The sequence below is a fragment of the Nocardiopsis alkaliphila YIM 80379 genome, from assembly GCF_000341005.1.
GTDB lineage: Bacteria > Actinomycetota > Actinomycetes > Streptosporangiales > Streptosporangiaceae > Nocardiopsis > Nocardiopsis alkaliphila.
Genome location: NZ_ANBD01000071.1, coordinates 16,850 through 29,886 on the forward strand (window position 1 = coordinate 16,850; position 13,037 = coordinate 29,886).

13 protein-coding genes and 1 riboswitch are annotated in these 13,037 nt (G+C 68.9%); of the genes, 4 read left to right on the forward strand and 9 right to left on the reverse strand.

Features of this window, described 5'->3' with window-relative positions; genetic code table 11:
• Positions 1-90: 90 nt before the first annotated feature.
• The 3 genes from D472_RS0111045 to D472_RS0111055 form a co-directional block, all read right to left on the reverse strand.
• Positions 91-1,023 (reverse strand): prepilin peptidase, encoded by a 933-nt coding sequence (locus tag D472_RS0111045; protein WP_017604547.1) that lies wholly within the window; start codon positions 1,021-1,023, stop codon positions 91-93.
• Positions 1,024-1,114: 91 nt separating this feature from the next.
• A complete protein-coding gene (locus tag D472_RS0111050) occupies positions 1,115-1,828 on the reverse strand; it encodes an SseB family protein (protein WP_017604548.1) in 714 nt (237 codons plus the stop codon).
• A 192-nt stretch (positions 1,829-2,020) separates the two neighbouring features.
• Complete coding sequence (locus D472_RS0111055; protein ID WP_017604549.1) at positions 2,021-2,488, reverse strand: MarR family winged helix-turn-helix transcriptional regulator; 468 nt, start codon at positions 2,486-2,488, stop codon at positions 2,021-2,023.
• Positions 2,489-2,631: 143 nt separating this feature from the next.
• Here D472_RS0111055 and D472_RS0111060 point away from each other — a divergent pair, with 143 nt between their 5' ends.
• The 4 genes from D472_RS0111060 to D472_RS0111075 all read left to right on the forward strand — a co-directional run bounded on the left by D472_RS0111060 (position 2,632) and on the right by D472_RS0111075 (position 7,571).
• A complete protein-coding gene (locus D472_RS0111060) occupies positions 2,632-3,174 on the forward strand; it encodes a YceI family protein (RefSeq protein ID WP_017604550.1) in 543 nt (180 codons plus the stop codon).
• A gap of 203 nt (positions 3,175-3,377) precedes the next feature.
• Entirely contained in the window at positions 3,378-3,686 is a 309-nt protein-coding gene (locus tag D472_RS0111065; RefSeq protein ID WP_017604551.1) for a DUF2470 domain-containing protein, read from the forward strand.
• A 235-nt stretch (positions 3,687-3,921) separates the two neighbouring features.
• Positions 3,922-6,579, forward strand: a complete 2,658-nt coding sequence (locus D472_RS0111070) for a protein kinase domain-containing protein (RefSeq protein WP_017604552.1) — start codon at positions 3,922-3,924, stop codon at positions 6,577-6,579.
• Positions 6,580-6,626: 47 nt separating this feature from the next.
• Positions 6,627-7,571, forward strand: a complete 945-nt coding sequence (locus D472_RS0111075; protein WP_017604553.1) for an aldose 1-epimerase family protein — start codon at positions 6,627-6,629, stop codon at positions 7,569-7,571.
• Positions 7,572-7,616: 45 nt separating this feature from the next.
• Here D472_RS0111075 and D472_RS0111080 read toward each other — a convergent pair whose 3' ends face one another.
• The 6 genes from D472_RS0111080 to D472_RS0111105 form a co-directional block, all read right to left on the reverse strand.
• The gene (locus D472_RS0111080) at positions 7,617-8,189 is read right to left on the reverse strand and encodes a nucleotidyltransferase family protein (RefSeq protein ID WP_017604554.1); all 573 of its coding nucleotides are present in this window, start codon (positions 8,187-8,189) and stop codon (positions 7,617-7,619) included.
• A 173-nt stretch (positions 8,190-8,362) separates the two neighbouring features.
• A complete protein-coding gene (locus tag D472_RS0111085; RefSeq protein ID WP_017604555.1) occupies positions 8,363-9,529 on the reverse strand; it encodes an XdhC family protein in 1,167 nt (388 codons plus the stop codon).
• A gap of 170 nt (positions 9,530-9,699) precedes the next feature.
• Positions 9,700-10,161 carry a PH domain-containing protein gene (locus D472_RS0111090; protein WP_026117583.1) on the reverse strand — a complete coding sequence of 154 codons (462 nt, stop codon included), beginning with the start codon at positions 10,159-10,161 and terminating at the stop codon, positions 9,700-9,702.
• A 95-nt stretch (positions 10,162-10,256) separates the two neighbouring features.
• A complete protein-coding gene (ribH, locus tag D472_RS0111095; RefSeq protein WP_017604557.1) occupies positions 10,257-10,730 on the reverse strand; it encodes a 6,7-dimethyl-8-ribityllumazine synthase in 474 nt (157 codons plus the stop codon).
• 66 nt (positions 10,731-10,796) lie between these two features.
• The gene (locus D472_RS0111100) at positions 10,797-12,083 is read right to left on the reverse strand and encodes a bifunctional 3,4-dihydroxy-2-butanone-4-phosphate synthase/GTP cyclohydrolase II (RefSeq protein ID WP_017604558.1); all 1,287 of its coding nucleotides are present in this window, start codon (positions 12,081-12,083) and stop codon (positions 10,797-10,799) included.
• Between the two features lie 39 nt (positions 12,084-12,122).
• Positions 12,123-12,773: a riboflavin synthase gene (locus D472_RS0111105; RefSeq protein ID WP_017604559.1), complete on the reverse strand. Its 651-nt coding sequence runs from the start codon at positions 12,771-12,773 to the stop codon at positions 12,123-12,125.
• A gap of 115 nt (positions 12,774-12,888) precedes the next feature.
• A riboswitch (FMN riboswitch) is annotated at positions 12,889-13,019 on the reverse strand.
• Between the last annotated feature and the right edge of the window lie 18 nt (positions 13,020-13,037).

Sequence of the window (13,037 nt, forward strand, 5' to 3'; positions counted from 1 at the left end):
ACACCCGCCAGGGCTGCGCGGCGGACGTCCGTGGAGGGCGGGACCGATGAGGTGGCGGGTGAGAGGAGCACAGGGCCCGAAGGAGCACGCTCAAGGGAGGAGGGGGCGGCCGGCCAGGAGCGTGGCGAGGGTGGCGGCGACCATGAACGGGCCGAGCGGGAGGGGGTCGGAGCGGGTGACCCTGCGCAGCAGCAGGAGGAGCAGGCCCACCACGGAGAAGGCGGCGAAGGCCCAGAACGCTCCGGCCAAGGCGCCGACCGGGCCGGCCGCCCACCCCGTGTACAGGCCGGTCAGCCCGGAGAACTTGACGTCACCGAAACCGAGCCCACGTGGGTGGACGCGCCACAGGATCCAGTACAGGACCGTGATGAGCACCATGCCGACCAAGGCCCGGGCTCCGCGGTTCAGGTCCGGGCCGCTGGGTGGTAGGAGCACCGCGGCGGTCAGCAGGAGTCCGGCGACGGGGTAGGCGGGGGCGACCACGGCGTCCGGCAGCCGCATGACGCGCAGGTCGATGGCGGAGAGCAGGGTGCCCAGGGCCACGAACCACAACACGGCCAACGATCCGAACAGGGCCCACTGCTGTAGGTGGAAGGGCAGGACCGCACCGACCAAGGCGAAGAGCAGCATGGTGACGATGGTCACCGGGACGTACGGGGCCACTCCGTGGGCGCACTCGGGACAACGGCCATCTCGGTGGAAGCCACGGACGGCCACGGCGGGTAGGCCCCGAACGAAGCGGAGTTCGGTGTGGCAATGCGGGCAGCGGGGGGGTGGCGGCCGATCGTCTTCGAGCGTGCCCTCCCCTGCCACCGGTTCCGGCATGGCACCGTCCTGGTTTGGCGGGCCCTCGGATCTGGTAGGCGCCATGGGAACCGCTTCGGTGTGCGGGTGGGCCGGACCGAAGAGGTGGACCAGGCGTCCGGTGGCGCGCCCGAGGGCCAGGCCGAGCACCCCTAGGAGGAGAGCCGCCGGGATCGACCACAGTGCCGCGGAGAGTGTGAGCGCCAAGGGGGTGGACATGTTCGGAAACTACCCCTTGGCGCGGCCCGACGACAGTGCTTCGGCCGCCCTGTGGACGACTCCGGTGAGGACGGCGCGGAGCCGCCCCCGCTCATTCCTCCTTCTCGCCGCGAGGAGCGCGCACCACGGCGCTGAGCTCGATGCCACCGGGCAGGATGTGCCGGAGTTCGGTGGAAAGGCGTTCGGCCACGCGACGCAGCGACTCGTCGTCACGTTCGTCCAACTCGAGACGGATACCGATGTCACCGTGCTCGGAGGGGTGGATGCGAACGCGTTCGATCCCGAACTCCGTGTGGGTGATCCGGTAGATCAGGGCCAGCACCTGCGGGTCGTCCTTGGGCTCCGGGACGCTTCCTTGCTCGGCGAGCATGCTGAGGAAGCGACCCTGGATGGTGTACGAGACCGGGCCGGACACGTCCAGGACCAGTGCGTCGGCGTTCTCCTCCACGGTGGCCCGGCAAGCGTCCTGGGTGGTGAAGGGGACCGGGCGGGCGTCGGGACGCCAGCGTCGTACCGCGTCCACCGAGGTGAAGGCGAGCACACCCCGACGACCGTCCTTGCCGGTCATGATGGGTATGGCGACCTCACTGTTCTTGTCCTTGGTCAGACCACCCACGCCTTCCTCTGTCTCGGTGGCCACGGCCACGACCGGAATGAGCACTCGGGAGTCACTGAGTGCGGCCAACACCTGACGGTCACCGACCTCGCCCGCCGCGTGGTCGCGCAGCCGCTCCTCGACTGCCGGATCGGCGCCGCCGTCGTCGTCACGGAAGTTCTGGGCTCCGATGATGGATGGTCTGCTCACGATTCCCGACTCTACCCGGGGTGCGTGTCCACCATGGGAACACCTCTCGAACGGGACCATGTGACCTCTCCCCCGCTCCCGTACCGGGTCGGCCCCTCGAACACCCGCCGCCCCCTCTCCGGTTTCACGGGTGCGAAGGGTGGATACCCATGGTTTCGCCGAGAAGGCCCGAAGGGGTCGCACCGGCCCGGCTCATCGCCGCCCCTCCTCGGGCGTGGGCCCACCGCCCAAGGCGCCGACGATCTCGCGCAGGTGCGCGACCTGCCGTGGATCGAGACGGTCGAAGAGCAGGGAGCGCACCCGCTCGGCGTGGCCGGGGGCGGCCTTCTCCAGTGCGGCGGTCCCCGAGTCGGTGAGGACCGCCCAGAGTCCACGACGGTCGTCCTGGCAACTCTCCCTACGTACGTGACCGGCGCGCTCCAAACGAGCGACCTGGTGGGACAGTCGGCTCTTGGAGACGATGACGGATTCGGCGAGCCCGCGCATACGCATACGCCGCCCCGGTGCCTCCGACAAGTGGGCCAGGATGCCGTACTCGATGAGCGAGAGCCCCTCACGTTCACGCAGGTCGCGTTCGAGTTCGTCGTAGATCGAGGAGTTCATCCGCAAGAACCCGCGCCAGAGCTCCTGTTCGCCGGAGGCGAGCCACGCCTTGTCCATGGCCGAAATTCTAGCGGGAGGGCTTGCGTTCCGAAGATAGCTCCCATAAGCTACTTCCCAGGAAGATATTTCCAAAGTACTTTGTTCTTGGTTAGAGAATCAGCCCCGCAACGCCGGGGCACCACGACACGAGGAGAGACAGCATGGCCACTCAGGAACTCAAGCCCGGCACCTGGAAGATCGACACCGCGCACAGCATCGTCGGCTTCTCCGTCCGCCACATGATGGTGAGCAAGGTCCGCGGTCGCTTCGAGAAGTTCGACGCCACCCTGACCGTGCCCGAGGACCCCACCCGGTCCTCCGTCGAGGCCACCATCGACGCGGGCTCGATCAACACCGACAACACCGACCGCGACGCCCACATCCGCTCCGCCGACTTCTTCGGCGTCGAGGAGAACCCGGACTTCCGCTTCCGGTCCACCGGAATCGAGACCAAGGGCGAGGACTTCGTCCTCAAGGGTGAGCTCACCATCAAGAACAACACCCACCCGATCGAGTTGGACCTGGAGTTCAACGGCTCCACCCTCGACCCCTACGGCCTGGACCGCGCGGGTTTCTCCGCCACCACCACCATCAGTCGCAAGAAGTTCGGTGTGGACATCGAGATGCCGATGGACGGCGGCGGCGTGGTCGTCGGCGACAAGATCACCATCGAGCTCGACGCCGAATTCACTCGCCAGGCCTGAAGAACCGCCGCTGGGAAGAGCCCTGGGGGCACGGGTCACCCCAGGGAGACGGCGTCCGAGAGTGGCCGATCGGGGGAACGGCCACCACTCGAGACTTGACGACACTTCGTCGTCAAAATCGCGGGGCCTCGGATATCGTCGATGGGGGAGGGCGCCACGGCCCTCCCCCATTTCTCGTGTGCCCACCACCAGGAGCCCTCACCGTGTCGTCCAGCCCTTTCTCCCCCGAGGTCGTCGCCGCCGTCACCGGCCACATGAACGGCGACCACCCCGAGGACACCCTGATCATCTGTCGTGCCTTGGGCGGCGAGCCCGAGGCCACCTCGGCCCGGATGACCGGCCTGGACGCCGAGGGCGGCGACTACGTGGTGACCGTGGCCGGAGCCGAACGCCCGGTACGCGTCCCCTGGGCCGAACCGCTCACCGAGCGCGCCCAGATCCGCAAGGAGGTCGTGCGCATGTACCGCGAATCCTGCGTCGAACTCGGTATCACCCCTCGCGGAGAACACTGAGTCGACCCGCGGCTTCGGCCCACACGAGGTTTCGCACCGAAACCCGCACGTGATCGGAACCCGAGCGGCTTCGAGGGAGTCCAAGGCGGTACACGGGGAAGGGGACGCGCGCACCCCGCGGCGAGGGGTGTTCGTACCACCCCGTTCCGGCACGCGCACGGCCTAGGCTGATGGGGTCCGCCCCTCCCCCGAACGTCCGTACCGCAACGCCGATCGAAGGGTGGCTCAGGCCTCGATGGTCACGCCCGACCCCGGTGACGAGAGCGCACCGACTCAACGGATCGACCCCGTCCCACCCACCACCCGAATCGACCCGACGGTGGGACCCACACGCTGGGTGACGCGTGTGTTCCGCCCGGGAGCGAACCGACCACCGGAATCCGACCCCGGCGAGGACCGCACCCGGATCCTGCCATCCGGGGATACCGACCGCACCAGCGTTCTCTCCCCACAGGCCACTCGTGTCCGACGCCCCTCCGGTCGGCCTCAAGACTCCGCCCGTCCCGGTGGCCCGGTGCGCACCCCCTGGTGGCGAGTGCTCTTCGGTCCCTTGCTGGACTGGATGGCCCGTCTGGTCTCCCGTGTGGTCATCGGCCCCGCCGGCGACCTCGACTACGCCGTGCCCGCCGAGCTACGCCGCCGCTACCAGGTCCTGGACCGATTGGGCGCGGGCGGCGAAGCCATCGTCTACCTGGTCGAACCCATCGACTCCCCCGGCCACAGGCTCGCGTTGAAGGTGTACCGTCCCGGCCACGACATCAACCGCGAACTCCTGGACCGGCTGCGCGCCCGCGGTACCGCCTCCCCGTACACCCCCGCCATCCAGGGCTACGGCACCGCCACCAGTTCCTGGGGCGAGGAACTGGCCTGGGAGGCACAGGAGTACTTCTCCCACGGCACCCTGCGCGAGGTCATCGATGAGGCACCCTTGGAGGACGAACGGGCCCGAGCGGTGGTCCGTGCCGTCGCCGATTGCCTCCACCATTGGCAGAGCGAACTCCAGCACAACCACACCGACGTCAAACCGGAGAACCTACTGGTCCGCTCCCTGGACCCGCCGGTGGTGGCGCTCACCGACTTCGGCGGTGCCGTACGCGCCACCATGAGCCGTGTCTACGGCGGACAGGCCATCACCGAGGACTACGCCGCCCCCGAGGTCATCGAAGGCCGCCGTGAAGCACCCGCCGCCTGGTGGTCCCTGGGGGTGATGGTGCACGAACTGGTCACCGGCCGCCGCCCCGAACGCGGAGGGAACTGGCTGACCGCCCGCAACACCGAGGTGGACATCTCCGCGATCACCGACGAACGTTGGCGGCTGGCGGCCCGTGGCCTGCTCACCCCCGCCCCGTCGGCCCGATGGGGTCACGAGGAGGTCGCCGCCTGGTTGGCCGGGGAACGGCCACGGATCCGAACCGCCCGACGGTTGCGCCCGATCGACTTCGCCGGGGCCTCCCACGAGGATCCCCCGAGTCTGGCCTTCGACCTGCTGGACCGTTCCGACACCGGTGCCCTGTGGCTGCGCACCCACTGGTCCGAGCTGCGCACCTGGCTGGATCGCGAGGTCAACGACTACACCTTCGACCGGTCCTACCTCACCGGGTTGGACGAGCGGCCCGACCTGGCCCACGTGGCCATCAGCGCGCTGGCCGCCCGCTACGTGCCCGGCATGCCGCCTCGCTTCCGAGGCCACCAGATCAGCGCTGACGGACTGCTGTCCCTGGCCACCGGTGACGCCAGCCGGCACTCGGTGATACGCGAGGCCGTCCAGACGGGCGTGGTCGGGCTCGGCTCCCAGCACTGGTGTCCCCACCCCTCCTGTCGATCGGGAGGCTCGGGGCGCTGTGCCCTCCTGGAACGCGTCCAACACGAGGTACCGCTGTTGATGCGACGGGTCCAGGAGGACCTCGACCACCTGGTGGGTTCTGGACCCGACGCACCGCGCCGACCCGCCGCCCACGAGATCGACACCACGTGGGCGCGCGCCGTCGAACTGGTCCTGGCCGATGAGGTCGGTTCCCGACACCGTTCACTACTGCGCCGCCAGTCCTGGCATCCCCGGCAACGCAGCTTCGCGCCCAACGCCCCCTGGTGGTCGGAACAACGCCGTGTCGCACTACGCGACGGAGGGGACGGCCTGGCCTCGCGTGGCGCGCTCCTCACCGCTCTGGTCCTGTTGCCCGAAGCCGATCGGATCGGTCGAACGATCTCCGAACGTGAACGTGCCGACGGCCGGGCCCGCCGCCAAGACCGCTGGGCCTCCCTGGCCGGTGCGGCCCGCGCGAAGTGGGACAACACCAAGGAGAAGGCCGGCTCGGCCCGACAGCGACGGGCCCAAGCCGCCGGCCGAGCGGACGACCCGGCGCGACCCGAGGACCCGAGCCGTGCCCATCAAGCCGACACCGCCAAGGAACGCCGACGGCGGGAGAGGGCCGAACGCCGGGTGGAGCGGACCATGGGGCAGATTCAACGGGCCATGCGTGCCGGCCGCTGCCGCCGCTTCGCCTACCCCGCGGCCCTACTCGGACTACTCGACGGGCTCGGTCGGGCGCTGCGCCCGGAGGAGGGATTCTTCCCTCGGAACACGTGGGTGATGGACACCTACACCGGCCTTTTGGATTTCAGCGCCAACCCGGTGAGCGAAGCCGCCGCGGCCCTGCTCGGGCTTCTACCCGGCGACGTGGGCACCGCCTGGTGGTTTCCCGTCCTGCTGTCGGTGACGCTGCTCTACCTGGGGCGGACCGCGGCCGGGCAGAAGGTGAAGGCACGTCGCCGACTCGCCGCCTTCCGACTGGCGGTGGGCGGATCGGCGCTGATGCTCGTGGTACTGATGTCCACCGGCCTGCTCGCCCTCGGCTCTGGAATCCTCATCCCGCTGGACGGACTCCTCGGTTGAGCCGGGCCACGCGCTAGGATCACCGGGGTTCGACGGGGATCGGCCCCATGAAGGAAGGCGGACAGGTGGGCGAGGTGTTCGAGCTGCGCTGCGGTGACTACCGGGCGCGCGTGGACGGGATCGGTGCGGGTCTACAGGCACTGACCTGGCGAGATCGGGACCTGGTGTGGCCCTACACCCGTGGGGAGGGACCGCTCGCCTTCCAAGGGCAACTGTTGGCTCCTTGGCCCAACCGGGTGTCCGGGGGCCGGTACTCCTTCCAAGGCACCGAGTACCACCTGGAGATCGACGACCCGAAGACCGGTTCGGCCATCCACGGCCTGGTCCACGCCCTGGACTGGTCGCCCGTCGAAGTGGACGCGGAAGCGGTGAGGCTGCGGCTGACCTTCCCCGGCACCCCCGGCTACCCGTTCCCGTTGGAACTCACCGCGAGCCACCGGCTCTCCGATGAAGGACTGACGGTCACCGTGGAGGCGCGCAACGTCGGAGACGGGGAGGCCCCCTTCGGGGTGGGCTTCCACCCCTACCTCACTCTGGGGCGCCCCATATCGGAGCTATCCGAGCGCGGCGAACTCACCGTCTCCTCCGATGCCGGCAGCAGCCAGCCCTGCGACGAGCGACTCATCCCCCAGGGCGCCCCGGTACCGGTGGCCGACGGAGAGTTCGATCTGCGCCCACCCGGCCGTGACCTGGGTACCACCGTGTTGGACACCGCCTTCACCGACCTGTCCCGGGACGAGCGGGGACGGGCGTGGGTGCGGCTGAGCGGCCCCGAACATGGAGTGGCCCTGTGGGCCGGGCCCGGGTTCGACTGGCTCCAACTGTTCAGCGCCGACACCCTGGGCGGGGACGCGCACCGCGCCCACCTGGCCGCCGAACCCATGACCTGCCCGCCCGACGCCCTCAACAGCGGTACCGACCTGCTGGTCCTGGCCCCGGGCCAGAGTGTGGAACGTACTTTCGGCATCCTCGCAGAACCTCTGGCGGGGTGACCGGACCCGCGCGTTCGCACGCGCACTCGAAGACGTCCAGTCGGTTCAGGGCCGGTCGAGCATCTCGCTGAGGCGGGCCAGGTCCTCCGTGGTATCGATGTCGTCAGGGCTGGCGACGTCGTCACAGGAAATCGAGGTCACCAGGTGGGAGTAGGCCCGCAGGAAGGGCCGTGCACCCACATCACGTTCGGCCATGGAATAGACCGTGGACCAGTGTTCACGGCCGAGCATCACGGGGTTGCGGGGGTTGCCGTGGTAGGTGGCCACGGCCGCCCGCGCTCCATGCTCATAGGCCTCCACCAGACGGCGGACGGCTTCGGGTGTGACCAAGGGCTGGTCGGCCAGAGCCACGAGAACGGCGTCGACACTGTCGGGCAGCGCGTCGATCCCCGCACGCACGGACGAACCCATGCCACTGGTCCAGTCGGGGTTGTGCACCGTCAAAACCCCGTCGACGATCGTGTCGGCCGCTCCCAGCACCACCATGACGGGAGTACACCCTCCCTTGCTCAGGGTGCGCACCCCTCGGTCGACCAGACGTTCCCCTCCCACTTCGACGAGCGCCTTGGGACGGCCGAGTCTGCTTCCCGCACCGGCCGCCAACAGCAGACCCGCCACCAGGCCCGCACGCTCGGCTCCCCTGCCCTCCGCTTCCCCTGTAACCATGACGCGATGATGCCACGGGCCGGCACCCCGGGTGGCCGGCCTTGCCCAGACCGATATCGATTTTCAAGGCCGCGACCCAGAAGAACCCTCACGATCAGGGCTTTTTCCGTCCCTGACGATTCGGTTCACTCCTGGGCATGACCGAATCCGGCCGGAACCAGGGGCGCGAAGGACACATCGCGATGGATGCGACCACTGGTCTCACGCAACGCTCGGCCGCTGCCACCCCACCGGGTCTGCACCAGTTCCGCGGCGATCGACACCGCGGTCTCCTCCGGAGTGCGCGCACCCAGGTCCAACCCGATCGGCGAATGCAGCCGCTTCAGTGCCTCCCGCGAAACCCCGGCCTCCCGCAGGCGTTCCAACCGGTCCTGGTGGGTACGCCGGGAACCCATCGCGCCGATGTACCCGGCCTCGGTGGCGAGTGCCCGTTTGAGCACCGGTACGTCGAACTTGGGATCATGGGTCAGCACACAGATCGCGGTGCGCCGATCGATCTGGTCGGCGATCTCGTCCAGGAAGACGTGCGGCCACTTGACCACCACCTCCTCCGCGGTGGGGAACCGCTTGGCGGTGGCGAAGACCGGACGTGCGTCGCACACCGTCACCCGGTAACCCAGGTAGGTACCCAGGTCCGCCACGGCCGCGGCGAAGTCGATCGCGCCGAACACCAACATGCGCGGGGCCGGAGCGAACGACTGCACGAACACCTCCAACTCGTCACCGCGCCGCTGGCCGTCCACGCCATAGTGCAGCAGCCCCGTGCTTCCTTGGGCGAGCATGCCGCGCACGTCGTCGTCCAGGGCGGCGGCCAGGCGCTCCCCACCCGTACCCAGATCACCCTCGGCGCTCTCGGGCCAGACCACACGACGCCGCCCCATCCTGTCCGCGTCCGAGGGGTCGGACACGATGGTGGCCACCGCCACCGGCTGGTGCTCGTCGATGGCGCCCAGCACCGCGCCCAACTGTGGGAAGGTCTCCCGCGAGATCCGCTCCACGAACATGTGCAGGGTGCCGCCACAGGTCAGACCCACGCTGAAGGCGTCGTCATCGCTGACTCCGTAGGTACGCCGCGCCGGAACCCCGGTCCGGATGACCTCCAGGGCCTCCTCGTAGACCGCGCCCTCCACGCAGCCACCGGACACGCTCCCGGTCACCTCACCGGAGTCCTCCACCAGCATGGCCGCTCCGGCGTCCCGAGGCGCGCTCTTGTAAGTGTCGATGACCGTGGCCAAAGCGAACGTCTCACCCGAGGTGTACAGCTCGGACACGGTCGCTCGGATATCACGCACGTGGCACCTCTTCTCAGAATCCCTTGTGGCGGGCCTCTCCCGACACCCACAGGGCTCGGTACCAACCTATGTGCCCCACACAACACGCAAGAGCCCCCGTCCCGCCAGGAAACGAGGGCTCGATTCGGTTGCGTCCACGAACACGCCAGGTCACGGTCGGTCGAGAAAGGTCACTCGGGCCGTTCCGGCTCGGAGCCCTCGCCCCGGCTCAGCATGGCCCGGAACTCCTCCAGGGAGCGTTGGGCCGACTCCCCGTCGGTGCTCTGGATCCCCATCACCGGCAGCGCGGTCCCGTCGGACAGGTCCAGGCACGGCCAGGGTTCCCCCACCGGCATGCGGATGTCCAACACCTCCGGCCAGGCCAGGTAATGGGTCCGGATGCCGTTGATGACGATCACGTTCTTCTCGGTGGCGATCAGCCTCGGTCGACCCAGCATGTGCAGCCCACCGGCGACGGCCAATCCCAGTCCCACGATCAGCAACCGGTCCAACAGGCGCCAATCGGCGGGCATGATCACCGCCATCACCACCATGGTCACCACGATCAGCAACCCCAGACCGTAGGCGACCCACCGCACCACCCGAGGTCGCCAGGTCCTCGGCAACTCCGGTCGTTTCGACGCCTCGTCCACAGCCTGTTCCTTCGTCCGCACCAACTGCTCCATCCGTGTTCACACGGTCCTCAAGCCACCCGGTTCGCGGCGCGCACCGTGCAGGAGGATGTACGTCAGCGGCGCAGCCCACGCAGGACCACCGCCGTGTCCAAGGCGGCCAGCGCGGCCTCGGCGCCCTTGTTCTCCACGCTCCCAGGCAGGCCGGCGCGGTCACGCGCCTGTTCAAGGGTGTCACACGTGAGCACACCGTTGCCCACGGGGGTGGATTCACGCAACGCCACCTCGGTCAGCCCGTGGGTGACCGATCGGCACACGTAGTCGAAATGCGGCGTGCCCCCACGGATGACGGCCCCCAACGCGATCACCGCGTCGTACCGTCGGGCCAACTCCTGGGCCACCACCGGGATCTCCACCGCCCCGGCCACCTTGACCACCACCGGGGTGAGGACCCCCGATGCCTTGACCACCTCCAACGCGTTGGCGAGCATCGGCTCCACGATCGGGGCGTTCCACCGGGTGGCGACGAGGCCCACCGAGAGCCCTCCGGCATCGACGCTCTCCTGCTCCGGGCGTCCCGTACCGCTCATGTCCGGCCTTTCCAAGAAATCGACGAGATGTGCGCTGTGGGCGGCGGAGTGAGCCGCGGCTCCTCGCTAACGAAGGGCATCGTCCAGGTCGTGGCCCATACGGTCCCGCTTGGTCAGCAGATAGGAGAGGTTGTCCTCGGTGACGAACGTGGGCATGGCCACACGCTCGTTCACTCGCACCCCGTGCTGTTCCAAGGCCTCGGCCTTGACCGGGTTGTTGGTCAACAACCGCACCGAGGACACCCCCAGGTCCGTGAGGATCTGCGCGCCCGCACCGAATTCGCGTGCGTCGGCGGGCAGGCCCAACTTCAGGTTGGCGTCGACGGTGTCCTCGCCCCGGTCTTGGAGACTGTAGGCGCTCAACTTGTGCAGCAGGCCGATCCCTCGGCCCTCGTGCCCACCCAGGTAGACCACCACGCCCCGGCCGGCCTTGGCGATGTCGGCCATGGCGGCGTCCAGCTGGGCTCCGCAGTCGCACCGGTGCGAACCGAACGCGTCACCGGTCAGACACTCCGAGTGCAGACGGGCCAAGACGTCGGTGCCGTCGGTCAGGTCGCCGTACACCAGGGCGACGTGCTCCGCGCCGTCCGTGGTCCCCCTGTACCCGACCGCCCGCCACTCACCGTGCCGGTTGGGCATACGGGTCTGGACCATACGGCTGACCAGCGGCGGCGTGGCCTGTTGGGCGGTCAGGGTCTGGCCCAAGGCGAGGCGATGGGCCGCCAGCTGCTCCACCGAGACGAGTCTGAGGCCGTGTTCGTCGGCGAACCGGCGCAACTGTGGCAGACGGGCCATGGTGCCGTCGTCGTTGACCACCTCGGCCAAGACCCCGGCGGGACGCAGACCCGCCAGCCGGGCGAAGTCCACCGAGGCCTCGGTGTGCCCACGCCTGGCCAGTACGCCTCCCGGCCGAGCCCGCAACGGCAGGATGTGACCGGGGCGCACGAAGTCGGTTGGGGCGCTCTCGGCCGCGGCCAGCAACCGGATGGTGCGGCTCCGGTCCGCAGCGGAGATCCCGGTGCTCACACCTTCCCGGGCGTCGACGGTGACCGTGTAGGCGGTACGCAGGCTCTCCTCGTTGCGCGCGGTCATCAGTGGCAGGTCGAGACGGTCCAGGTCCTCGCCCTCCATGGGCACGCACACCACTCCGGAGGTGTAGCGGATCATGAACGCCAACAGAGCGGGGGTGGCCAGTTCCGCGGCGAAGATGATGTCGCCCTCGTTCTCACGGTCCTCGTCGTCCACCACCACGATGGCCCGACCAGCGGCGAAATCGGCGATGGCGTCCTCGATCGGGTCGAGGACCACGGCCTGCTCGGTGTCGGCGGCCGGAGTGGTTTCGGTGACGGTCATTCCCGCTCCCTGAAGATACGTCGGTGGTGAGGTGGTGTCCTAGACGTGGGCTCGGACCGGAGCCTCGTTCCGGGACCGGGCGACGGCGGTGATGCGCTCCACGTACTTGGCGATGACGTCCACCTCGATGTTCACGGTGGCGCCCACGGTCAAGCCGCCCAGGTTGGTGGCCTCCAGGGTGGCCGGAATGAGGCTGACCTCGAAGTACTCCTGCGCGGCGCCGGGCGCGCTGACGGCGGAGACGGTGAGGCTGGTGCCGTCCACGGTGATGGAACCCTTCTCCACCACGTACGGGGAGAGTTCCGGGGCCATGGCGAAACGTAGAACGTCCCATTTGTCTGCGGGGTCCCGGGAAAGCAGGCGAGCGGTGCCGTCCACGTGTCCTTGGACGATGTGACCGCCCAGGCGACCGTCCACGCGGGCGGCACGCTCCAGGTTCACCGGCGCGCCGGGGGCCAGGGAACCCAACGAGGAGCGGTCCAGGGACTCCTTCATCACGTCGGCGGTGAAGGTGCCCTCTCCGAGTTCGACGACGGTCAGGCACACACCGTTGACCGCGATGGAGTCGCCATGGTGGGCGTCGGAGGCGACCAGGGGGCCGCGCACGGTGAGCAGCGCGGCCTCGCCGGTGTTTCCGGCCGCCCGGAGGGAGATGACCTCGCCGAGCTCTTCCACGATTCCGGTGAACACGCCCTACGTCCCTTCGCCTGTGCGGCTCCGGGGAAAAGGGTGTGGAGAAACGGGTCCACGACAAGGTCGGGACGAACGGATACGCCGGTGGGCGTGCGCGCTCGAAACCGTCCCAACGCGCACTGCCTCCCATCCGGACTTTAACCGTCGGTACCGGAATTCCACCGGTTCAACCGGCCGATGGATTCGGCCGGGTCGCGGACTATCACCGCCGGTTCGGACTTTCACCGACCCCGGAGCACGCGTTCGATCTGAACGGTTCCG

What these genes read in the sequence shown, in the direction of transcription:
- D472_RS0111045 (WP_017604547.1), bottom strand. Translation starts at nt 1,023, where the DNA reads ATGTCCACCCCCTTGGCGCTCACACTCTCCGCGGCACTGTGGTCGATC.
- D472_RS0111055 (WP_017604549.1), bottom strand. Translation starts at nt 2,488, where the DNA reads ATGGACAAGGCGTGGCTCGCCTCCGGCGAACAGGAGCTCTGGCGCGGG.
- D472_RS0111060 (WP_017604550.1), top strand. Translation starts at nt 2,632, where the DNA reads ATGGCCACTCAGGAACTCAAGCCCGGCACCTGGAAGATCGACACCGCG.
- D472_RS0111070 (WP_017604552.1), top strand. Translation starts at nt 3,922, where the DNA reads ATGGTCACGCCCGACCCCGGTGACGAGAGCGCACCGACTCAACGGATC.
- D472_RS0111075 (WP_017604553.1), top strand. Translation starts at nt 6,627, where the DNA reads ATGAAGGAAGGCGGACAGGTGGGCGAGGTGTTCGAGCTGCGCTGCGGT.
- ribH (WP_017604557.1), bottom strand. Translation starts at nt 10,730, where the DNA reads ATGAGCGGTACGGGACGCCCGGAGCAGGAGAGCGTCGATGCCGGAGGG.
- D472_RS0111100 (WP_017604558.1), bottom strand. Translation starts at nt 12,083, where the DNA reads ATGACCGTCACCGAAACCACTCCGGCCGCCGACACCGAGCAGGCCGTG.